Annotated in this window: 18 protein-coding genes; 4 read left to right on the forward strand and 14 right to left on the reverse strand. The window is 51.9% G+C overall.

Translation table 11 applies throughout. The features are described 5' to 3' along the window. Positions 1-4: 4 nt before the first annotated feature. The 11 genes from ABIE60_RS12880 to rpmH form a co-directional block, all read right to left on the reverse strand. Positions 5-430 (reverse strand): ATP synthase subunit I, encoded by a 426-nt coding sequence (locus ABIE60_RS12880; protein WP_354469921.1) that lies wholly within the window; start codon positions 428-430, stop codon positions 5-7. Between the two features lie 142 nt (positions 431-572). Beyond that, entirely contained in the window at positions 573-1,466 is an 894-nt protein-coding gene (locus tag ABIE60_RS12885; protein ID WP_354470022.1) for a ParB/RepB/Spo0J family partition protein, read from the reverse strand. Beyond that, on the reverse strand, positions 1,466-2,278 hold the full coding sequence (locus tag ABIE60_RS12890; protein WP_354469923.1) for a ParA family protein: 813 nt from the start codon (positions 2,276-2,278) through the stop codon (positions 1,466-1,468). The genes ABIE60_RS12885 and ABIE60_RS12890 overlap by 1 nt, the downstream gene beginning before the upstream one ends. A gap of 2 nt (positions 2,279-2,280) precedes the next feature. After that, positions 2,281-2,904, reverse strand: a complete 624-nt coding sequence (gene rsmG / locus ABIE60_RS12895; RefSeq protein WP_354469925.1) for a 16S rRNA (guanine(527)-N(7))-methyltransferase RsmG — start codon at positions 2,902-2,904, stop codon at positions 2,281-2,283. After that, positions 2,904-4,799: a tRNA uridine-5-carboxymethylaminomethyl(34) synthesis enzyme MnmG gene (mnmG, locus tag ABIE60_RS12900; RefSeq protein WP_354469927.1), complete on the reverse strand. Its 1,896-nt coding sequence runs from the start codon at positions 4,797-4,799 to the stop codon at positions 2,904-2,906. The genes rsmG and mnmG overlap by 1 nt, the downstream gene beginning before the upstream one ends. An 869-nt stretch (positions 4,800-5,668) precedes the next feature. Then, positions 5,669-6,247: a YceI family protein gene (locus ABIE60_RS12905; RefSeq protein ID WP_354469929.1), complete on the reverse strand. Its 579-nt coding sequence runs from the start codon at positions 6,245-6,247 to the stop codon at positions 5,669-5,671. Then, positions 6,240-6,821, reverse strand: a complete 582-nt coding sequence (locus ABIE60_RS12910) for a cytochrome b (RefSeq protein WP_354469931.1) — start codon at positions 6,819-6,821, stop codon at positions 6,240-6,242. The genes ABIE60_RS12905 and ABIE60_RS12910 overlap by 8 nt, the downstream gene beginning before the upstream one ends. Before the next feature lie 93 nt (positions 6,822-6,914). Then, the gene (mnmE, locus tag ABIE60_RS12915) at positions 6,915-8,282 is read right to left on the reverse strand and encodes a tRNA uridine-5-carboxymethylaminomethyl(34) synthesis GTPase MnmE (RefSeq protein WP_354469933.1); all 1,368 of its coding nucleotides are present in this window, start codon (positions 8,280-8,282) and stop codon (positions 6,915-6,917) included. Between the two features lie 69 nt (positions 8,283-8,351). Beyond that, a complete protein-coding gene (gene yidC / locus ABIE60_RS12920) occupies positions 8,352-10,028 on the reverse strand; it encodes a membrane protein insertase YidC (protein ID WP_354469935.1) in 1,677 nt (558 codons plus the stop codon). 21 nt (positions 10,029-10,049) lie between these two features. After that, the gene (gene rnpA / locus ABIE60_RS12925; protein WP_354469937.1) at positions 10,050-10,415 is read right to left on the reverse strand and encodes a ribonuclease P protein component; all 366 of its coding nucleotides are present in this window, start codon (positions 10,413-10,415) and stop codon (positions 10,050-10,052) included. Between the two features lie 30 nt (positions 10,416-10,445). Next, the gene (rpmH, locus tag ABIE60_RS12930) at positions 10,446-10,580 is read right to left on the reverse strand and encodes a 50S ribosomal protein L34 (RefSeq protein WP_091827522.1); all 135 of its coding nucleotides are present in this window, start codon (positions 10,578-10,580) and stop codon (positions 10,446-10,448) included. 503 nt (positions 10,581-11,083) lie between these two features. Between rpmH and dnaA the strand changes: the two genes are divergently transcribed. Genes dnaA through gyrB form a run of 4 tightly spaced genes read left to right on the forward strand, consistent with a single transcriptional unit; the run spans position 11,084 to position 17,379 of the window. After that, complete coding sequence (dnaA, locus tag ABIE60_RS12935; RefSeq protein WP_354469939.1) at positions 11,084-12,679, forward strand: chromosomal replication initiator protein DnaA; 1,596 nt, start codon at positions 11,084-11,086, stop codon at positions 12,677-12,679. Positions 12,680-12,708: 29 nt separating this feature from the next. Continuing rightward, positions 12,709-13,812, forward strand: a complete 1,104-nt coding sequence (gene dnaN, locus ABIE60_RS12940; RefSeq protein ID WP_354469941.1) for a DNA polymerase III subunit beta — start codon at positions 12,709-12,711, stop codon at positions 13,810-13,812. Between the two features lie 40 nt (positions 13,813-13,852). Then, entirely contained in the window at positions 13,853-14,962 is a 1,110-nt protein-coding gene (gene recF, locus ABIE60_RS12945; protein ID WP_354469943.1) for a DNA replication/repair protein RecF, read from the forward strand. Continuing rightward, positions 14,959-17,379 (forward strand): DNA topoisomerase (ATP-hydrolyzing) subunit B, encoded by a 2,421-nt coding sequence (gene gyrB / locus ABIE60_RS12950; RefSeq protein WP_354469944.1) that lies wholly within the window; start codon positions 14,959-14,961, stop codon positions 17,377-17,379. Before recF ends, gyrB begins: the two co-directional genes overlap by 4 nt. A gap of 181 nt (positions 17,380-17,560) precedes the next feature. On the opposite strand, the gene ABIE60_RS12955 is transcribed toward gyrB, so the two are convergent. From ABIE60_RS12955 to ABIE60_RS12965, 3 genes are read right to left on the reverse strand one after another with little or no spacing between them, the layout of a single operon-like run. Next, the gene (locus tag ABIE60_RS12955; protein ID WP_354469945.1) at positions 17,561-19,489 is read right to left on the reverse strand and encodes a hypothetical protein; all 1,929 of its coding nucleotides are present in this window, start codon (positions 19,487-19,489) and stop codon (positions 17,561-17,563) included. Further along, positions 19,486-23,274, reverse strand: coding sequence for an HTH domain-containing protein (locus ABIE60_RS12960; RefSeq protein ID WP_354469946.1), 3,789 nt, complete (start codon positions 23,272-23,274; stop codon positions 19,486-19,488). Before ABIE60_RS12960 ends, ABIE60_RS12955 begins: the two co-directional genes overlap by 4 nt. After that, entirely contained in the window at positions 23,258-23,476 is a 219-nt protein-coding gene (locus tag ABIE60_RS12965) for a hypothetical protein (protein WP_354469947.1), read from the reverse strand. Before ABIE60_RS12965 ends, ABIE60_RS12960 begins: the two co-directional genes overlap by 17 nt. Between the last annotated feature and the right edge of the window lie 202 nt (positions 23,477-23,678).

A 23,678-nucleotide genomic window follows, 5' to 3' on the forward strand; every position in this document is an offset into this window, starting at 1 on the left:
AGTTTCAGGAACTGTGTCTGCACTGCTTCAGCTGCAGTATCCAGCCGGACAGCTGCAGCAGTATGAAGGTGCCAAATAGGGGAAATGGGCTCAGAGGCTGAACCAGCAGGAAGGTCGCGCTGAACAGCACAAGCGCCAACATCATTTTCCCTATTTCGCTCGCATACATACGAATCACGATGCGATGGGCGTTATCGGTGTCCTGGCTGGAAAATGCCCGCCAGGCAAAATACAGATTCGGAAGCAGGTAAAGCAGACCACCCAGCAGGGCCGAATACGCTTGCGTCACCCCGAGCAACAGACAGGCCGCAGATACACTGAGTATCAACGCGGCCTGTTGCAGGAAGATTCGCTTGAATCCCTTGATGCTGCGCCTGTCACGAACACTGACAGCCGCTTTTGGGACTTGCTCCGCTGTGCTCTTCCTCAATCCTGATCCTGTATCGTCCGAAACAGTGCCCAAATAGCGGGCAGATTATAGGCATTCCCCCCCTGTTTCTCAACTGAAACCCGGAAGATTTGCACTAAGGTCTTACCCTGAACCTGTACGACTGGATATTACCTGACGCGGGTCAGCCAATCAGCTGCAGGATTGCATCCAGCTCATCACGCGACTTGAAATTGATTGAAATCTTGCCCTTCCCGCTTGCAGTGGCATTGATCTTGACCGGTACCGAAAAGCGTTGAGACAGTTCGCCTGCCAACTGCTGCAGCTGCTCGTCGGGCTGCCGCGCCGGCTTTTCCTCGGTATCGGCAGGTTGCTGGAAGCGCTTCACCAGCAACTCGGTTTCCCGTACTGACAAGCTTCTGGCAACCACTTCATCCGCAGCCTTGATCTGAACCAGTCCTTCCAGGGCCAGCAACGCCCTCGCATGGCCCATCTCGATATCGCCATACTCCAGCATTTTTTTGACCTCATCAGTCAAATTCATCAGCCGCAGCAGGTTGGTAATGGTTGAGCGAGACTTGCCAACGGCATCGGCGACCTGTTGCTGTGTCAGTTCAAACTCGGTTTGCAGCCGGTGAAGTGCGATTGCTTCCTCGATTGGATTGAGATTTTCACGCTGAATGTTTTCGATCAGGGCCATGGCGATGGCCGCCTCATCGGGCACATCGCGGATAATCACCGGGATTGTGCTCAATCCGGCCATCTGTGCCGCTCGCCAGCGCCGCTCACCTGCTATGATTTCGTAACGCCCCTCCGCCACCGGCCTTACCACGATCGGCTGCATAACGCCCTGTGCGCGAATCGAGTTTGCCAGCTCTTCCAGTGCCTGCGGTTCGAGATCGCGTCGTGGCTGATAACGACCGCGCTGGATGTCGTCCAGCGGCATCTGTCGCAGGTCACCCTGCTTATCTGCAGTCTGACGGGTGTCGGCCTGTTCCGCGTAAGGCGAGTCCTCTGCCGCTACATCAGACAGCAATGCATCCAGCCCGCGCCCCAGTCCTCGTTTTTTCGCTACCATCATTCAGCTTCCTGTTCCGTTGTCACCACCGCCTCTGCGGTGCGCTCCCGATCCGTACGTCGAATCAACTCACCAGCCAGTGCCAGATAGGCCAGGGCCCCGCGGGAGCTCTTGTCATACTGCAGTGCCGGCAGGCCATGGCTTGGCGCCTCAGCCAAACGCACATTGCGGGGAATCACCGTGCGATAGACCTTATCCCCGAAATACTCGACCAGGTGAGTGGATACATCCTTGGTCAGGCTCATGCGCGGATCGTACATGGTGCGCAGTATGCCCTCGATCTTCAGCTCCGGATTCAGGCGCTGATTGATCTTGTTGATGGTCCCGACCAGGGCACTGATCCCCTCCAGTGCATAGTACTCACACTGCATAGGAATGATCACACCGGATGACGCCGCCAGTGCATTGACCGTCAGCAGGTTGAGTGAAGGCGGGTTGTCGATCAGGATGAAATCATAGTCATCCATCACCGGCATCAGTGCCATCTTGAGGCGAAATTCACGCCGCGGGAGCTGCAGCAGCTCAACCTCGGCAGCCGTCAGATCACCATTGGCGCCGATCAGGTGATAGCCGCACAGGGTATCCTTGATAATCGCACTGGCGGCATCGGTCTGATCGGTCAGGAGCTCATACACCGAGTGTTCCAGCTGATGCTTGTCGATGCCGCTGCCCATCGTGGCATTCCCCTGGGGGTCCAGATCGATCATCAGTACCCGTTTGCGGGTCGCGGCAAGGGATGCCGCCAGATTGACGCAGGTAGTGGTTTTGCCGACACCACCCTTCTGGTTGGTGATTGTGATGATCTTGGCCACGTTCAGATTCTCCCAAGGATCAGCAGGTGTCGCTCGCCATCGGTGTCCGGCAAGTTGAGCCGGTGCACGTCCTGCAATGCAAATCCTGCCGGTATCTGTTCGAGTTCGGCTTCAGGATACAGTCCTTTCATCGCCAGAAACACACCGTTCACCGCAGCCAGATGACCGCTGAGTGTCAGCATGTCAGAGATGGAAGCAAAGGCCCGTGAAACTATCATGTCGAACGGTGGCGCATCTACCTGCTCAACACGACCATTGATGACGGTCAGATTATCCAGCCCCAGTTCTATGCGCACTTGCTGCTGAAAGCGGGTTTTCTTGCCGTTACTGTCCAGTGTCGTGACATCCAGATCAGGGCAGCAGATCGCCAGCGGAATGCCGGGCAGGCCGGGGCCGCTGCCTACATCCAGCAGGCGCCCTTTGCCGACCCAGGGCAGTATGCTCAGACTATCCACCAGATGACGGCTGATCATCTCCATTGGGTCGCGCACGGCGGTCAGGTTGTACGCCTTGTTCCACTTCACCAACAGCTGGTGGTAGGCCAGCAACTGCTCCAGCTGCACCTCGGTGAGGCTCATGTTCAGGTGTTTCAGCGCCTGCTCCAGCGTCTGGCGATACCGATCCATCAATGTTCCACCTGTGTACGATTATGGCTGAGTTGGCGTTTTTTCAGATATACCAGCAGCAACGAGATCGCCGCCGGCGTCATACCCTGAATGCGTGAAGCCTGCGCCAAGGTTTCCGGGCGCTGTTGACCCAGCTTGAGTTTCAGCTCATTGGACAGACCGCTGACCTGGCTGTAATCGAAATCATCCGGCAAACGGGTGTTTTCCTGACGGCGCATCTGATCGATTTCAGTCTTTTGCCGCTCGATGTAGCCGGAATACTTGAGCTGAATCTCAACCTGCTCAGCGGCCTGAACATCATTGATCGGTTCGCCTTTGAGCCAGGCCACATCGTTGTAGCCCAGCTCAGGCCTTTTGATCAGGTCTGCCAGGTTGTATTCCCGGGTCAGCTCAGTCTTGAGACGACCATTGAGCTGCTCCGCTTCCGCAGTAGCGGGGTGTACCCATGTGTTTTTCAGGCGTTGAAGCTCCAGCTCCATCGCTTCGCGCTTTGCCTCGAACCGCATCCAGCGCTCATCACCGACCAGGCCCAACTCTCGGCCTTTTTCGGTCAGGCGCATATCGGCATTGTCTTCACGCAGAATCAGACGGTATTCCGCCCGACTGGTAAACATGCGATAGGGCTCGGAGGTACCCAGCGTGATCAGATCATCGACCAGAACGCCGATATAGGCTTCATCGCGCCGAGGATACCACTGCTCGCGCTCAAGTGCGCGTGCCGCTGCGTTGTAGCCGGCCAGCAGCCCCTGGGCACCGGCCTCTTCGTAACCGGTCGTACCGTTGATCTGGCCGGCAAAATAGAGCCCCTTGATATGCTTTGTTTCCAGCGTATGACGCAGATCCTGCGGGTTGAAAAAGTCATATTCAATGGCGTAGCCCGGCCGGGTGATATGCGCATGCTCAAAACCGCGAATCGAACGAACCAGCTGCATCTGTACATCAAATGGCAGGCTGGTGGAGATGCCGTTGGGATAGAGCTCATGCGTGGTCAGACCTTCAGGTTCAACAAATACCTGATGCTGATCCTTGTCTGCAAAGCGGTTGATCTTGTCCTCGATAGAGGGGCAGTAACGCGGCCCAATCCCTTCAATCACACCGGTATACATGGGCGATCGATCAAGCCCAGCACGAATGATGTCATGGGTACGAGCGTTGGTATGGGTGATGAAACAGCTTACCTGTTGCGGATGCTCATCCACACTGCCCATGAAGGACATCACCGGCGTTGGGGTGTCTCCTGGCTGAGGCTGCATAACGGAAAAATCGACACTGCGGGCATCAATACGCGGGGGGGTGCCGGTCTTGAGCCGATCAACCCGTAACGGCAGTTCACGTAATCGCTGTGCCAGACGGATCGAGGGTGGATCACCGGCGCGTCCACCGGCGTGATGATCCAGACCGATATGGATGACACCACCGAGGAAGGTGCCTGCGGTCAGAACCACGGAACGTGCGTGAAAGCGAATGCCGGTTTGAGTGATCACCCCCCGGACCTGTTCACCCTCCACGATCAGATCGTCAGCCGCCTGCTGGAAAATGTGCAGGTTAGGCTGATTCTCCAGTATCGAACGAATGGCGGCCTTGTACAGGATACGATCAGCCTGAGCGCGTGTTGCACGTACCGCGGGTCCCTTGCGGGCGTTAAGCACCCGAAACTGGATACCCCCTCGATCGGTTGCCCGTGCCATGGCCCCATCGAGTGCATCAATCTCTTTCACCAGATGACTCTTGCCGATCCCGCCTATGGCCGGGTTGCAGGACATCTGACCCAGCGTTTCGATGTTGTGTGTCAGAAGCAGGGTCTTGGCACCGATTCGTGCGGATGCCAAAGCGGCTTCTGTTCCGGCATGTCCGCCGCCGATCACGATTACATCAAAGTGGTCAGGGTAATCCACTGCACAGGCCTCACAGATTGTGTTGTCGAACTGACCGCATGGGTCGGGTGAAAAGGCTGACAAGTATAGCGTTCTGATGACCTGCAGGAAATGGTCAAATATTGAACAGGTATTTTTCTTTCTATATATAGGTAGAGATATTTAAGGTTTATATATAAAGATGATTATTGTTTGTTATGTATGGTGAGCCATTTTTTCGTTGATATCGCATTTTTCCTCTTGTTTTTCAGTTGGTTATCTATCTTCAAACCCTGTACACCCATACCCCTGTAGCTGGTGACGCCCTTGGGATGACCTGTGTGTAAAAGAGCTGTATATCCACAGGGTGAATTGTTCCACTGCTTGTGCACAGATGATGCCGGCACAGGAACACAGTTTCTGGACAGGATGCAGTGAATTGTATATCCATGTGGTCAATATCGTAGGAAGCTGTCATCAGGTTGTGTATTAATTTTAATAACGCCTCTGGACAATCGAAAACACGGATGCAGCTCTGTTGATAAGTCTGTGTGTGTTATGTATAACCCTGATGCCTGTTGTCGTCCCTTCGGTTGAGAAAATAGGGCCAGAATAATGCGAATAAAAATTAAAAATCAAGTAAAACAAATGCTTGGGGAATTCTATATTGGGGATAACTATGGTATTAAATTACGACCATGGTTGTTTTTAATATGGTTATCGGGTACCGATCAATAAATGACCGATACAAATAGGCCAGCAAAAGGTCATTGATGTGGGTAATTATTTTTAAAAAAATCGGATTTGTCTGTGGGTAAGTGTCAAACTGAGTTAATTGGAAGGCTGATGATCTGAAAAGAGGCAGGATTGACTCGGAAAGGCCGGCTGCGCCGGCCTTTACTGTGCTGAGCTTACTGACGAATACCTTCAACACTCAGAATAAGTTCAACCTCCTGTGCGGCAGGACCAAGATCCATGCTGATATCGTAGTCTTTCAAACGAATGCTGGTACTGCCTTCGAATCCGGCACGGTATCCTCCCCAGGGGTCTTCACCTTCACCCAGATGCTGGGCGTCAATGATTACTTCGCGGCTAACACCGTTCAATGTCAGGTTACCCTTGATCTTCAGAGCACCCTCTTCGGCTGTTGTGACAGAAGATGATTCAAAGCGTGCAACGGGATGGGTAGCCACATTGAGAAAGTCCGCGCTGCGCAGGTGCTTGTCACGTTCGGCGTGATTTGAGTCCACGCTGGCGGTGTTGATGCTGACACTCACACTGCTGTCTTGCGGTGATTCGGAATCCCAGCTGAAGCGACCGTCGAATTCATTGAAGCGGCCGTACAGCCAGCTGTAGCCCAGATGGCTGATCTTGAAATTGACGAAAGCATGCTGCCCTTCAGTATCAATGGCATATTCGGCTGCCTGTGCGGCAGCCGCAGATATCGACAGTATTGAACCCAATGCCATTCCGGCAAACAGTTTATTCATTTCGGTTCTCCTTGGTGTGAGTGGACCCCGGCCTCAACATGCGGATGAGCGTGGTGTCACGATCGATGAAATGGTGCTTGAGTGCGCCCAGAATGTGCAGGACAACAAGTGCCAGTACCGCCATGGCCAGCCAGTAATGTACAGCTCCGGCGCGATCGGCCTGCCTGGGCAACCCGGTGATCAGTGCCGGCAGTTCAAACCAGCCAAACACGCTGATGCCTTGGCCTTTCGCCGTCGATATAAGATAACCACTGATCAGAATGACAAACAGCATGAGGTAAAGCAGAGCATGAACGGCACGGGCAAACTGAACCTCCCGGCGGTGGTGGCCGGCAGGTGCCTTGGGTTGAGGATTTGTCATTCGCCACAGCAGGCGTGCGAGCAGAATGGCGGCCAGACTTAAACCGATACTCTTGTGCCAGAACGGCGCCAGTTTGTACCAGGGGCTGTAATAGTTCAGATCGACCATCCATAGCCCCAGCGTGATCAGACCAAACACGGTCAGTGCAACCAGCCAGTGAAGCAGGATGCTGATCAATCCATAGTACTCTGTAGTGTTGCGCAGGGCTGGCATCTTGTTTCCTCCCGATTCAGTGTAGTCATTCTCACACTGAAGGAAGAATCAAATAAGCGGTCTGGCCGGTGTATAAAAATCAGTTTTTTTGATCTATTTGCCGATACAGAACGAACTGAAGATTCTGCCCAGAAGGTCATCAGAACTGAACTCGCCGGTAATCTCGCTGAGTACCTGCTGCGCCTGGCGCAGGTCTTCGGCCAGCAACTCTCCGGCTCCGTGCACTTCAAGCTGTTCGGCTCCGGCTTCAAGCAGCTGGCGGGCACGCTCCAGTGCATCAACATGACGACGGCGTGCCATGAATCCGCCCTCGGTGGTGGCATTGAAACCCATCACCTGCTTCAGATGCTCGCGCAGCAGATCAATCCCGAGACCCTGTTTGGCACTGAGTGCAATCAGGCGGTACTCACCTTCCTGGCGTATGCCAACCGGCTCGCCGGTCAGATCTGCCTTGTTGCGGATCAGCGTGACGTGGCTGAAGTCATCAAGGTGATCGGCCAGCTCGGGCCATAACCGAGATGGATCAGTGGTCGCCGAATGACTGCTGTCGACCATCATCAGAATGCGGTCGGCGCGCCGAATCTCTTCCCAGGCACGGTCAATGCCGATGCGCTCGACCGCATCAGGGGCATCGCGAAGTCCGGCCGTGTCGATAATATGCAGCGGCATGCCATCAATATGAATATGCTCGCGCAGCACATCGCGTGTAGTCCCCTCTATGTCGGTGACAATGGCGGTATCCCGCCCGGCCAGTGCATTGAGCAGGCTGGACTTGCCGGCATTGGGGCGCCCTGCAATGACCACATTCATGCCTTCGCGCAGCAGGCTGCCCTGGCGCGCTTCCTGACGAACCTGCTGCAGATGTCGCAGGATCAGTGCCAGATCCGACTGGACCTTGCCGTCTGCAAGAAAGTCGATCTCTTCCTCCGGAAAGTCGATGGCGGCTTCCACATAGATGCGCAACTGAATCAGGGCCTCGACCAACCCATGTATCCGTTCGGAAAAGGCGCCCTGTAGTGAGCGCAGGGCGCAACGTGCGGCCTGTTCTGACGAACTGTCGATCAGATCTGCAATGGCTTCGGCCTGGGCCAGGTCCAGCTTGTCGTTGAGAAAAGCACGCTCGGAAAACTCGCCGGGACGTGCCAGCCGTGCGCCCAGTGCGATTACCCGCTGCAGCAGAAGGTCAATGATGACCGGGCCCCCATGCCCCTGCAGCTCGACCACATCTTCGCCAGTGAAGGAGTGAGGGTTGGGAAAGTAGAGCGCAATGCCCTGGTCAAGCTGTTCGCCCTGCGCATCCAAAAACGGTGTGTAGTGGGCGTAACGGGGTTTTGGTGTAAAGCCCAGCAGCTGTTGAGCGATGGCAAGTGCATCGGGTCCGGACAGTCTGATAATGCCAACGCCGCCTCGGCCGGGTGGGGTTGCCTGGGCTGCAATGGTGTCCTGTGCACTGCTGAGCATGGTGGTCTCCTTAACACAACGAAAAAGGCTCCCGCGGGAGCCTTTTCATTTTACCTGCAGAGCATGCCTTTAGTCTTTGGCGGCACTGCCTGCTTCGATCTGTTTGTTGATGACCCACTGCTGAGCAATCGACAGAATGTTGTTCACCAGCCAGTACAGAACCAGACCTGCCGGGAACCACAGGAAGAAGAAGGTGAAGATTACCGGCAGCATCTTCATCAGCTTTGCCTGCATGGGATCGGGCGGTGTTGGGTTCAGCATCTGCTGAATGAACATGGTGATGCCCATCAAAATCGGCAGAATGAAATACGGGTCCATCTGCGACAGATCCTGAATGTAGCCGTAGAAAGGCGCATGGCGCAGTTCGACAGACTCCATCAGTACCCAGTACAGGGCGATGAAGATCGGCATCTGGACCAGAATCGGCAGACAACCTCCCAGCGGATTGATCTTTTCCTTCTGGTACAGCTTCATCATTTCCTGAGACATCTTCTGACGATCATCGCCATAGAGCTCTTTCAGGCGCGCCATTTCAGGACCGAACTTGCGCATCTTCGCCATCGAGCGGAATGCCTTGGCGTTCAGATGGAACAGCGCAGCCTTGACGATGATGGTGATACCGATAATCGCAAGGCCCCAGTTGCCAACCAGTGAGTGGATCCACTTCAGCAGCATGTACAGCGGGGAAGCGATCCACCACAGCCAGCCATAGTCGATGGTCAGATCCAGATCAGGTGCAATCAGCTTGAGCTGATCCACATCCTTGGGGCCGGCATAGAAAGTAGCGCTGACAGTTTCTGACTGTCCAGGTGCCACTGCAAAGGTGGGCGACAGGAAGCCGGCAATGTAATTGCCATTCAGCTTGCGAGACTGGTAGGTGTATTCGGTACCGGGTGCCGGTATCCACGCACTGAGGAAATAGTGCTGAACCATGGCGACCCAGCCGTCAGGGCTGGAGACATTGAACCGCTCATCATCCATATCGCCAAAATCAACTTTCTTGTAGTTGTTTGTGGCGGTGGAGAACACAGCGCCCAGATAGGACTGCATGCCCATGCTGTTCTGCTGTGAGGGGTCACCCGAGCCATCACGCTTGATCTGCCCGAAGAGCACGCCCTGGAAAGGCGCTTCTGTCGGGTTGTTGATCAGGTATTCCATGCCAACACGGTATTCACCCTGGAAAAAGGTGAACCGTTTGGTCACTTCAATACCCTTGTCAGTGGTGAGACTGAGGTCCACGACCAGGTTGTCGCCTTCCAGTGTGTATTCAGTCTGATCACTTGTGTAGACCGGTCGGCCAGCGGCATTGGCATCAGGTCCATCGGGTCCGATCAGACCGCTCTGAGCGACATATGTACGGTTGGCATTCTGCTCCAGCAGGATAAAGGGCTGGGTTGAATGCAGTGCTGCCTTGTGTTGCGGCAGAGCGGCCTGAATGATGTCGCCACCGCGTGGGTCGATCAGCAGTTCAAGTACGTCAGTGCGGACCTTGATCAGGCCGGTGGCAGATGCTTCGACAGCACCTTCAGTGGCTGTTCCGGTCTGGGGAATATCCGCACTTGCCGCAGCATCGGATGCCTGTGGCAGTTCTGAAACGGCAGATGCCGGGTCAGTGGAATAGGCGGAAGAGCTGGTGACCTGTTGTTCAGGCTGGCGGGAGGGACCGTAATCCTCGTTCCACTGCAGCACCATCAGGTAGGATACCAGTGCCAGAGCGGCAATCAGTATGACTCGCTGTACATCCATGGTGGTAGAACCATCAGTTTGTTATGTGAGCTTTCGCGCTTTCTTGCCGGCACGCGACCAACAGCGCCTGATAACGGCATGCAACTCGGTGCCTTCAAGAGTATCCAGGCCCTTGCGAGCAAGAATAATCATATCCAGTGCCGGAAGTTCATGCTGATGCAGGCGAAAAGACTCGCGAATGATACGCCGAACACGGTTTCGTTTCACCGCCCGACGGACATTTTTCTTTGAGATTACGAATCCGATCCTGGGGTAACCAAGATCATTGGGGCGGGCCAGAATCAGCAGGTGCTGGTCCGGAACTTTGACATCTGCGCGGTCGAATACACGCGAGAAATCCCCGCTCGTCAGCAGACGCAGACGGCGGGGATATCGAAAATCGGTCATTCAGTCATGCGACCTTATTCAGAATCTGAATCAAGCAGACAGACGCTTGCGACCTTTAGCGCGACGACGGTTCAGAACCTGACGGCCATTTGCGGTTGCCATGCGAGCACGGAAACCGTGATTACGTTTGCGTTTGAGAACGCTGGGTTGGAATGTTCTTTTCATTGCCTCAGTCCTACTTACACTGATGTACGTGAGGTGGCTGATAATCCACGGGTAAAAAATCAAGACGCGAAATTCTATGGGATTACTGGTTATCTTGCAAACACTTTTTGGCGCAGAGACTCAGAATTGAGTGGAGCATCCAGGATGGGCATGCTGAGGCTGGATGATCCTGTTGCAGGAAGAGGGTAGGCGGGATGAGCTCGGCTCTGCCGGATCTCGAAATCGAGAAAATCTGTATATAAGCAATAATTTCTTTTTATAAACAATATAATGGTTTGTTTATAACTACATGGTTAAGCTGTTTTTAACCCTTTTTTTGCTCACGGTGTGTTCAGTTTGTGCGCTTCCATGGGGGTAAATTCGTGTTGGTTGCCGGTGCGGTATTTTTTTGCACAAAATCGAGCATAACTGTGGATAACCAGTGCCTTAGGCGCTAGAATGACCCTCTTCGAATTTTTGTGATCCCCCGGGACTCTAAGGCCTGAGCGGTTGGGAGTAAACGGATGTCGGTAGAGCTTTGGGAACAGTGCCTGAGGAGTCTCCAGCAGGAGTTCCCTGCCCAGCAATTCAACACCTGGATCAGGCCCTTGCGGGCGCAGGATGATTCGGCACAGGAGCTTCTGCTGCTGGCGCCGAACCGTTTCGTGCGTGACTGGGTTGCGGACAAGTTTCTGGCGCGTATTCAGCAGGCAGTTTCGGAAGTCACTGGTGACATGAGCACCGAAGTGCGTCTGGACGTGTCCGGCCAGAGTGCAGCGATGGCGGCTACGCCAAGGCATCGCACCGGGCCGGCCCGCGGCCGTCGCCAGCCGGTTCAGACTGTTCAGCGTACCCCCTCTCCTTCTGCAGCGCCTTCTGCCCCCCAGCCTCATCACCAGCCTGTAACGGCTGCTGAGTCTGCGCCCGCGCAGATGACCAGTCCGGCAGTCGTTGCCGATGATCAGGCGCGCGCAGACGAATGGAGTGATGAGCCCACTCCCCAGATGGGATTCTTCGACCAGCAGGAGCCGGCCGATACGGGTCTGGTAATGAACTCAATGGGTGGGCGCCGCGTTGAAGTGGAAGGCAGCGTGCGGCATCAATCCAATCTCAACCCGATGTTCACTTTTGAGTCGTTTGTGCAGGGCAAGTCCAACCAGTTGGCACTGGCGGCGGCACAACAGGTTGCGGATAACCCCGGTGGTTCCTACAACCCGCTGTTTATATATGGTGGTGTTGGTCTTGGTAAAACTCACTTGATGCATGCGGTCGGTACCGAAATGCTCAAGCGCAATCCGAATGCACGTATTGTCTATCTGCATTCAGAACGCTTTGTTGCTGATATGGTCAAGGCACTGCAGCTGAACGCGATCAACGATTTCAAACGTTACTACCGCTCCGTTGACGCTCTGTTGATCGATGACATTCAGTTCTTTGCCGGCAAGGAGCGTTCTCAGGAAGAGTTCTTCCACACCTTCAACGCTCTGCTTGAAGGCGGTCAGCAGATGATTCTGACCAGTGACCGTTATCCGAAAGAGATTCATGGGGTTGAAGAACGCCTGAAGTCCCGTTTTGGCTGGGGACTGACCGTTGCAATCGAGCCACCGGAGCTTGAAACCCGTGTGGCCATCCTGATGAAGAAGGCACAGGAAGCGCGGGTCAACCTGCCCGACGATGCCGCTTTCTTCCTGGCGCAGAAAATCCGCTCCAATGTGCGTGAACTCGAAGGAGCGCTGAAGCGAGTGATAGCGAATGCTCACTTCACAGGCAGTACCATCAATACTCCCTTTATTAAGGAATCACTCAAAGACCTGCTGGCGTTACAGGACAAACAGGTTAGTATTGATAACATTCAGCGGGTTGTGGCCGACTACTATAAGATCAAGGTGGCTGATCTGCTCTCAAAGCGCCGCAGCCGCTCAGTGGCCCGGCCACGCCAGATGGCGATGAGTCTGGCGAAAGAGCTGACCAACCACAGTTTGCCCGAAATCGGTAACGCCTTCGGCGGTCGTGACCACACGACGGTGCTGCATGCATGTCGTAAAATCAAAGAGTTGCGTGAAACCGATACCGATATTGCCGAAGACTACAAAAATCTGCTGCGTCATCTGACGGCGTAGTACAGGATCCTGACAGGGTAGCCAGAATCATGAGACTTGTTATATCCAGAGAAGCGCTCATTAAACCACTGCAGCTGGTGGCGGGAGTTGTGGAACGCCGTCAGACGCTGCCGGTGTTGTCCAATATTCTGTTGGTCGCCGAAGGCAACCAGCTTTCACTTACCGGTACCGACCTTGAAGTCGAGCTGGTGGGGCGTGTGCAGCTGGACGAGCCTGCGGAAGCGGGCTCCGTTACCGTGCCGGCACGCAAGCTGATGGATATCTGTAAATCGCTGTCCGATGACGCACGTATCGAGTTCGAGCTCAGCGGCCAGAAGATGATGATCAAGTCCGGGCGGAGCCGATTCAGCCTGTCGACGCTGCCGGCGCAGGAATTCCCCAACGTTGAAGACAGCCCCGAGACGTTTGAGCTCAAGCTGCCGCAGTCCTCGCTGCGTCGCTTGATTGACCAGACCGGTTTCTCTATGGCACAGCAGGATGTGCGCTACTACCTCAACGGTATGCTGCTTGAGGTCAAGGAGGGTGAGCTGCGCAGTGTTGCGACCGATGGCCACCGGCTGGCCACCTCGGTATGTCCGGTTGAGACCGACAGCAGCTCTCAGCAGCAGATCATTGTGCCGCGCAAGGGTATTCTGGAACTGGCGCGCCTGCTTCAGGGCGGAGATGAAAGTGTTCGTCTGGTGATCGGGGCCAATCATATCCGGGCCAACGTGGGTGATTTCACCTTCACCTCCAAACTGGTCGATGGCAAGTTTCCGGATTATCAGCGCGTCATCCCACGCAATGGCGACAAGGAGCTGCTGGGTGATCGCCAGGAGCTGCGTCAGGTGTTCAGCCGCATCGCCATCCTGTCGAATGAAAAGTACCGTGGTGTGCGCCTGACCTTGACCGATGGTTACCTGCAGGTGATGGCCAACAACCCGGAACAGGAAGAGGCCGAAGAGACCGTTGCCGTTGACTATCAGGGTGGTCAGCTCGAAATTGGTTTCAACGTCAACTATCTGCTCGATGTGCTGTCGATCCTCAATTCCGATGTTGTGCGCTTCACCCTGCTGGACTCCAACAGCAGCGCGCTGATTCGCGGCTACGATGAGCCCAACGCACTCTATGTCGTCATGCCGATGCGCATGTGACCGTTTTCGGGGGCCTTCCGGCCCCCGTCTGTGTCCCCCGATGCCCCTCAAACAGCTCCGAATCCAGCACATCCGCAACCTGACCAGTGTTACTGCAGATCGGCTCAGCCGAATCAATATTCTGTATGGTGATAATGGCAGTGGCAAAACCAGTGTGCTTGAAGCGATCCACTTTCTTGGCCTGACCCGCTCCTTTCGCGGTAACCAGTTTCGTCATCTGGTGCAGGAGGGCGAGACTCGTGCGCTCGTCTTTGCTCAAACCGATTCGTTGGGAACCGGACAGGTGAAGCCCCTGGGCGTCGAACGCAGCCTGGACGCCGATGTGCGTGTGCGTTATGCCGGAGAGAGTCTTGATGCCGCTTCGCTCGCCGAGCTTCTGCCGATACAGGTGATCAACAGTGATACCTTCGATTTGCTTGATGGCAGCCCCGGTATTCGACGGCAGTTTCTTGATTGGGGCACCTTTCATTTCGACCCCGCCTTTATCCGCCTGTGGCGTGGTTTCAGACGTATCCTCAAGCAGCGAAATTCACTGCTGAAGTGTGGTAAAATCGATCCTCGCGTGAGGCAAACCTGGGATGCTGAATTCATCCACTATGCTGAGCAGATGACGGCCCTTCGGCAACTCTATATCGAGCAGCTGAGACCCGGCTTTGAACAGGCCTTGAGCGCATTGTTGCAGGGTGTTGAAGTGCGCTTGCTGTTCAGTCCCGGCTGGGATCGAAAGCGGGGTCTTGAAACCCTTTTGGCTGAAAGTCTTGAGCGCGACCTGCGTCAGGGCTTTACCTCATTGGGGCCGCAGCGGGCTGACCTGCGCTTCAAAACAGGCAGCCTGAGTGCAGCGGATCGGCTGTCTCGCGGACAGAAAAAACTGGTGGTCAGTGCTTTCCGGCTGGCCCAGGGTGCGTTGTTTCATCGCCTCAACAACCGTGCCTGTATTTACTTGATCGATGATCTGCCGGCCGAGCTCGATGAGCGTCACTGCCGGCAGTTCTGCGAATTTTTGGAGGCGAGTGCCAATCAGTGCTTTATCACCTGTGTGGATCCGGACCTGTTGAGTCGGGTCTGGCAGCCTGAGACTGATGTTGCACTGTTCAGGGTGGAATCCGGTACGTTAACGCACAGGGGTGCGCCAGGAGATCAAACATGAGTGGTGAAAACCAGAATTATGACTCGTCCAGTATCAAGGTCCTGAAGGGGCTTGATGCGGTCAGAAAGCGACCGGGCATGTATATAGGCGATACCGATGATGGCAGCGGCCTGCATCACATGGTATTCGAGCTGGTCGACAATGGCATTGACGAGGCGCTTGCCGGTCACTGCTCGGAGATTGCTGTAATCATCCACCCGGATGAGAGCGTTACCGTGTCTGACAACGGCCGTGGCATCCCCACCGATATCCACAAGGAAGAAGGTGTATCGGCGGCTGAGGTGATCATGACGGTGCTGCATGCCGGCGGCAAGTTCGATGACAACACCTATAAGGTTTCAGGTGGCCTTCACGGTGTGGGTGTATCCGTTGTAAACGCGCTCTCTTCCGAGCTCAAGCTGACCATTCGCCGCGCCGGACAGGTACATGAGCAGATCTATCATCACGGCGTACCCGAAGTGCCTTTGCGTGTGGTCGGTGAAACAGACCTGACCGGCACTGTCGTGCGATTCAAGCCCTCTGAAGATACCTTCAACAATATATGCTTCCAGTATGACATTCTGGCCAAGCGCTTGCGTGAACTCTCGTTCCTCAACTCGGGTGTTCGCATCCGCCTGAAGGATGAGCGCAGCGGCCGTGAAGAGGTGTTTGAATACGAAGGCGGCCTTGCGGCATTTGTTGAGTTCCTGAATCAGAACAAATCACCGATCAACAAAATTTTTCATTTTAACACCATGCATGAAAACGGCGTTGGCGTTGAAGTCGCGATGCAGTGGAATGACGGTTTCCAGGAAGGCCTGCACTGCTTTGCCAACAACATCCCGCAGCGTGATGGCGGTACCCACCTGTCGGGTTTCCGTGCTGCACTGACCCGCTGCCTGAACAGCTACATTGAGTCTGAGCAGCTGAACAGGAACGGCAAGGTCAGCACCAGCGGTGATGACAGCCGTGAAGGTCTTGTGGCGATTATTTCCGTCAAGGTGCCCGACCCCAAGTTCTCTTCACAGACCAAGGACAAACTGGTTTCTTCCGAAGTGAAAACGGCGGTGGAACAGCTGATGGCTTCTGAGCTGAACGCCTACCTGCTGGAGAACCCGCAGGATGCCAAGGCGGTCGTGCAGAAGATGATCGATGCGGCCCGTGCCCGTGAAGCGGCCCGCAAGGCGCGTGAAATGACCCGCCGCAAAGGTGCGCTGGATGTGGCGGGCCTGCCCGGCAAGCTGGCTGACTGCCAGGAAAAGGACCCGGCCCTTTCTGAACTGTACCTGGTGGAGGGTGACTCCGCGGGCGGCTCAGCCAAGCAGGGTCGCGATCGCCGCACGCAGGCAATCCTGCCACTCAAGGGCAAGATCCTTAACGTCGAGAAGGCTCGTTTTGACAAGATGCTTACCTCTGCCGAGGTTGGCACTCTGATCACGGCTCTGGGCTGTGGTATCGGGCGTGAAGAGTTCAATGCCGATAAGTTACGCTATCACAGCATCATCATCATGACGGATGCGGACGTGGATGGCTCGCACATCCGTACCCTGCTGCTGACCTTCTTCTTCCGTCAGATGCCTGAACTGATTGAGCGCGGTCATATCTATATTGCCCAGCCGCCGCTTTACAAAATCAAGAAAGGCAAACAGGAACAGTATCTCAAGGATGACGAGGCGCTCGATAACTACCTGCTGCAGGGTGCCCTTGATGGTACCAGCCTGTTCCCGGGTGAAGACTCTCCTGCCATTTCCGGACAGGCGCTGGAGTCGATGATTACCCGCTATCGTCAGGTTGAGCGCATGTGCGAGCGACTCAGTCGCGTTTACCCCTATGAAGTGCTGAAGCGCCTGCTTTACCTGCCCACTTTGACGCTGGAGCAGCTGTCATCATCTGACCAGGTACAGCAGTGGTCTGAAAAGCTGTGTGAAGCCCTGTCCACCTATGTGGATGGTGGCGAGCGCTATGAATGCACCCTGAAACTGGATCGTGAGCACAGCCTCTACCTTCCGGTAATCAAGATCATCCAGCACGGCGTCGATTCGGACTATACGCTTGATTCGGAGTTTTTCCGTTCTCGTGACTATCAGTCCATCGTATCGCTTGGTCATGAGCTGCAGTCACTACTCGAAGATGGTGCCTATCTCCAGCGTGGTGAGCGCCGCTTCCCGCTCAATGAGCTGGGCGCAGGTATACAATGGCTGCTGGAGCAGTCGCGCAGAGGAAACTCCGTCCAGCGCTATAAGGGTCTTGGTGAGATGAACCCGGAGCAGCTTTGGGAAACCACCATGGATCCCAATGCACGCCGCATGCTGCAGGTGACCATCGATGACGCCATTGCTGCCGATCAGTTGTTCACTACACTGATGGGCGATGAGGTAGAGCCACGCCGTAACTTCATTGAAGCCAACGCGTTGAACGTAGCCAATCTGGACGTCTGATTCTTCCTTGTCGGATCTCATCTAGCGTGATCTGACGTCTCATTTACGTGCTCTCCCGTCTCATTTGCGTGAGATGGGGGGCTTCTGTAACCTTTCGAAGAGCCATTCTGAATGAAATAAAAAGCGGTCGATTATTTGGCTGCGTTTTAGTTTTTTCAGACATATCAGCGGAAGAAGTTAACTAGCGGGAACTCCAAGCTTCTAGCGCAGAATCGGCTTTGGCACACGAGACCCACAACTCAGGTACGGAGTGTAATAATGCACTCAAACGTGAGTGGAAAACCTCTCCTTCGTTCCCTTCGAAGTCGCCAAAAGCAAGTTCGGTTATCCATTCGCCTACGAAAGTCCGCCATTCAGGGGTATCTTCCCAAGCGGAGCACGCAATAAGCGACATTCTTAGAGCATCGTCAATTGAAAAGCTATATTGAGGGTCTCGACGATAGCGACGCATTAGAATGCGCAGCTCATCAGCCAGGTCTGTGTTTCTTGATATAGCAGCTACTGAGGCGAGACCATTCAGTACACCCACTAGTTGAGGTTTATCTTGTAAGTTAGCAAGTGTGTAATTCCCCAGTCTGAGGGCCATTGCTGCTAAATCCGCGTGAGTTGATTTAACATTGAAAACCATCGCAGAGTTGACTAGAGCGATAAATGAGGATGCGTTGACTTCTTCGCACCTGAGTTGTTCTTCAATAGTTTTTGCAAGATCATCTGGCAGACTATTTTGGTTGTCCGTAGAGCTTTCAAGCGGCCCTGGAAGATATGGATACGGGAACTCGAAAATATTTTTAATGCTTCTTTCGTTACTGCCAAATATGGCATCAATCAGCTCACCGCTTGCGACATTTAATTTGAATTTGTTAGCTACAATTAGAATTCGTCCAAAGAATTCTGCTTTCAGTTGTGGTGCGGTTGCCAAGTCTGGATACCACCTGGGTTCTATTCGCATATCTGCAAGTGACTGCATATAAAATTGTTCACCGCGGTTGCTGATTGCCCATTCGGCAAAGTGTTGGTAGTCGATGCCGCATTGGATTAGCTGGCGTTGAATCAACGCAGCCTGAGCTAGAGATGCTAGCCTACGATAGAATGGTGGTTCATTAGTAAAGAGGTGTGTTCTAGCAAGCTCACCGTCGACAAGAACGAACAAAGCAGAGAATAAGTTGAACTCACTAGTGATATCCTCTACGTCATCATCTCGGATTCGGTAGAGAAGGCGAAGCAGATAAGGCTCGATTTCAGGTCTATTAACCAGGATCCTAAAACCCACATCAAATGCACCTAACCGAGACAAAATATCACCATTTTTCTCAACATAGTCGAATGCTTTCTCAAGCACCTCCTTATCAAGAGAGGTTGTATCAATTTCGTCAGTCAATGCCCAATGAGAAGAAAGAAAAAGGCTGAAGAGAAGTCCATTGTAGGGGTGCCAACATATCAATTTACTAAAAAACCCTTTCCCTACGTTATGAGCATAATCTTGGATAGAGCTGCTTCCATCATATGCGCCAACTAATCTCTCAAAATAGCGTCGTGAATTTGGGATGAGAGTAGATACACTACTTTCCCCAGCTAATATTTCATTTCGTATAGTTCTTTCCAAAAAAACTGGAGTATCCTTTATATCGTCGTGAAAAGTGTCGAGCTCTTGATCGTCAAGAGGGCGTTGTTCTAAAATTTTTCTCCAGACCTGTATATCTCTATCAGGAAGGTTCACGTCTGAGGTTGTTTCTTCGAGATAACGAATACGTGTGGATACATCGTTAGAGATCAGAGAGAAACTGGGGAGTACTATACGTTGTTGCTCGGAGGAGATAGTTAGTTCTGGAGGTTCGCGGTTATGTGCTTCGTTTTTAAGAATCCAAATTTTATCCTTTATATCAGCCAGCTCAAAAGAGTCGTGCTTTGCTAGAGCGCTACGAATAGCATTTAGAAACGAGGATTGCTGAAAAGAAATATTACTTGGGCCAATGGTAATCGTGGCTTCTGCTTTCAAACCATGATTTTCCATGAAAAAGGGATCATTGAGTAGACTCTGTCTTATTAACGGAGGGACTAGATCCAATGCAGTAATTACAATATCTGACCTATCGAGAGATTTTATTTTCACGAGCTTGCTCCTTCGATGCACGCTACTTCAGACATCTCATCAATATAATTACGGTACCTATCTAAAATTATTTCGTAAATCTCAGGGAACTGTTCCTGTAGCGGGAGTAGAACGCTTTCTTCTATCCAATTCCAGTATGCACTTCGAACGCTTTCATGAACGCCATCTAGACGCATCAACAGCATCAGGGTATAAGAGGCATGTCCTATTTTAACTAAATTTTCAGCATTCTCAGAATTAAATACATGTGCCCATCCACGAATATCTATTTGCTTTATTAGCCAGTTTGAACGAGCAACGTTTTCATCGATATTTGAGCTTTTAATCCATATGTTTCTGAGAACTTGAATAAATGTTTTTATAGTTCCATGTAACCATGGCGACTCCTCAGGCATCTGTAACCAGTCACTCATTCTTACACGAGAAATCGACTCTCTAATAGCTTTTAGCTCCGCTGTTTCAATGATATATTCATCTTTAACAGCTGCCCCCTGTATGCATTCTTCGAGCTCGGATACGTCTACAGGAATAAAGGTATAGCCAGCTTTTCGAAGGGTCGTCCGATACTCTAAACGGTCATCACAAGATAAAATACATGCTGTTACCAAAGTATCTATCAAGTCCAGTGTCGATAAGACTGGTAATTGAGAGTTCTCCTCCTCAATTACTGCATGCTGGTTGATAAATCGATCGTCAATGATAGCTATGTCACAAAGAGGGGCTAGGGAAATAATACCAATTGAAGGGTGGTCCGGATTGGGGTCTTTTTCATTATCCTCAAAATAGCGTTTAGCGCCTATCCTCACTTGACCTGATTCCAGTCTCGAATGTAGAGACTCCCTGATTCGTTCAATAATGTTGTTGATTTCTTCTGAAGTACTTTCGTATGCAATAAGGCTATCTACTTCCGAAACTTCCCTCGGAGAAGCAACTGCTATAAAACCTGCAGGTTTTAGCTTTTCAAGGATACCGAGATGTAAGAAATATGTGATCGCTAGGTCATCAAGGTAGAGAGTTGCGCCATCTTCTATATTCGGTTGGTTTGGCCAAGGTTTTTCACGCAATTGCAAATAGGCCTTTGAACGTTTTAATTCTTTTGCTGTTATTTGTCCATTTTGTCGTAGCTTTTCCACCACTGCGAGACAGCTGCTCATAACGGCTGTATGTGAAGATAAGTCCGCCTCCTCCTCCATCAAGCTAGAAACTCGATATACAGGAGCCGGGCGAACGACTAGCTTTTGAGAGAAATTATTATCTTGTTCTTTCTCTGCTTCGGCAATAAGAGCGGACAAGGTTTCGCCAACTTGAGTAGATAGATTGCTGTCTGCAACAGTACTAGGAGCGAATTTTTCCAATGCATCTGTTGCAAGAAGATCTCTTATATTATGCGCATCAGCAATACGGCTTGGTTGATGGAATCTGGCTTTTTGACGTTCTTCAAAAAGCCATCCAAGGGTTGTATGTGGTATATATATGGTGCCTAGAGTATCCAGAACTAAATCTAATATTTTTAAAAAAGACAAAGTCAATAGTGCAGTTGCATCGATAGCAACCGTTTTTTCGATAAGATCATAGCTTACCGGTGAACGCTTGCCGCTGTAAGTAGATATCATACTTCGGCGTCTCGGATCAGTTTCGATCAGATTGGATAATGTAGGGAGTGTTGTCAGTTCAACCAAAGTTCGGTTTAATAGTTCGGCCGCTAGAAAAATTGGTATTCGTCCTTGTGATAGTAAACGCCATGTGTCTGATTCATTTCGATCCCATTCGGGCTTTCTATCGAGGAGGTCCTTCAAACTAATTATTCTAAGAGGGCCGTTTTCGTCTGAGTGTTCTACAGCTTTTTCGATCCATTGAAGAACTATCGGGTCTACTTCCCAGCCTGCACTTGTCGCGATTAAATATGAAGATGCAAGTACGGCTGGATCATCAGGTGAATTTTCTGCAGCTGAAAAAACTAGTTCTTTAGCGCGAGGTGAACCCAATTGAACTGCCAGTTTTGCAGTTGAAATTAAACTAGCTGAGCTTCGCGACTCTCTGTTCTGGTATTCATTTTCAATGTAGGTAGACAAAGATTCCCAATCACCAGTTGCGATCCCTAAATTAACCAGTAGTGCTCGGTGATTAAGACCGTCAAAATTATCGTCTAGCTCGGATAAAACGGCACGGGACTTAAGAAAATCACCTTGTTCATAAAGGGCCCATGCGTAAGATATTCGCAGGTTGTTGGATTGCGAAAGAAGCTCGTTATATTCGTTAAGAAAACATACCAATTCCTCAGATCTATGAGTAATATTAAGAGCCTTTGCGAGTCGTTCAGCATCATTTAGAGATCGTGTCTCGTTAAATAACAACTTGGCAAATTTGCATAGATCATCCCAATATTGATTCCTCTCAAGCTCCGCTACGAGGTTTACTAAGTCATCAAGGGACTTCGTTGATATGTATTGTTGCTTGCGGGAATCAATGTTATTATTTCCTTGGGCCTCATATATAATTCGTCTTAAGTTATTTTCCTCGTCAACAGTTATTTTCTGTTCAATTAGGTGGTTGAGGATTTCATATGCCTGCTCTATTAAACCTGCATGAGAGAACATCTCAATCTGGCGAAATCGTAGCGTTTTGGGATCGATATGCATTGCAAGCTGGCTGTGGTGGCGTGCAATATAGTCGGCCACTTCTGCAGCAGTTGGCTTTGTAAATGCTATCGCAAAACGGGCAATAGCAGCGGCCTCGGTCATGGCGCCATTCTTGGCTACGTCACGGTCTATATCTCGCTCAACTGCCTCTAAATCCAGCTTAATATTAAACTGCAACGCATAGTGCACAAACCTAAGCGCTGTATCTGGTGTACGTAGCTTTTCTTCCAGCCTTTTTACCCCTTCAGGTGCTTGAAGTGGATCACGCAGCTCCAACCAAATAGCGTACTCATCATCCATACTTGCAGTGCGTGAACATGATAGGCGGATGGCTGCGTTCGTCGCGTTAACGAAATGTTGATGTGCGGATCGACGTGCATTCAATGAGAGGCTGTCTGTTGCTAAGGGGAACTCTCTAGCTTCAAAAGGAACTTGCGTCAGTACAAAGGCGCGATAGTCTTGCGGGATGGTAGGAATTAGGGTGCTCAACGCTGCTAAATGATGAAGTATGGGGGCTTCGTCATAGCTTTCTTGGGAAAGCGTGCTTACTGTTTGAGAGGCAGACTCCCAACGGGCTAGCTGCAGTTGAAGACTCAAGAGAAAACTCTTTCCATCAGGATCCAAGTTTTCAGCACTATAGTTGGCATCCGTCATCCACTTAAGGGCACTTTCGGCACTTTCATGGTGGGCGACAATCATAAGCCTAGCCGAGCACGCAGCTGGCGTATCCAAGTCAACCAGCGCTTGAAGCGCCGTTGTTTTGTCATATTCCCTAGAGAGTATAAATGCGTTCGCGATCTTGTTTTCCGGAGATTCGCCTAGGGTATTAGCTATTCCCAAAAACTCTTTCGCTTGATCGAGCTGTTCAGTCGGTGCTAATAGTCGTGAGCACCATGCTAACCCTAAGCTTCTTAGAGCGTCAGAGCCCCCCGAAAGATCTCCATCTACAAGGCGTTTTCCAAATCGCAACGAGGATCTGACATTGTCGACTTCTCTGAAAAACCTAGATTTGCGGAGTTGCTGGAGTTCTTTTTCTATTTCATTATTTACCAACTCAGTGGGGATATTGAGATTTATATCCCTGCCTGCCTGTAATATTGTTGCATGGTCCCCAGCGTTGGCTTTCTGATTAGTCCTCTTCAACATGCTTCGTTGCCTGCTTGTTCCCTATATGAATGTCTCGTCCTGCCTGGTAGTTGGTGGACTTCTCTCCAGTGCGTATTTTTTGTGTAGAAGATGTTACGTTGTTCTTACGGAGCATATTCCCCAGCCAAACAAGGACCGCGACGCCTGCTCCAGAGAATAGCCATTCTTTGTTATCAACAATCCAGCGGATAATGTCTGTCAAACCGGGTTACTCCTTTAGTTAGTGCCGGGGGCGGCTAGCTATGTGATTAGGCTCTTTATTGCCTAGATTGGACTCATTCGGATGAACTGACAATGGAGTTACTCCCACTGGGTATATAGCACCGCCAGCGCGAGGAACTTATCAAAATGATATTCATTGAAAATCAAATTGTATCATTTTGATTTTAAAAGAAAATATTGGC

It is taken from the genome of Marinobacterium sp. MBR-109, from assembly GCF_040547565.1.
Taxonomy (GTDB): domain Bacteria; phylum Pseudomonadota; class Gammaproteobacteria; order Pseudomonadales; family Balneatricaceae; genus Marinobacterium.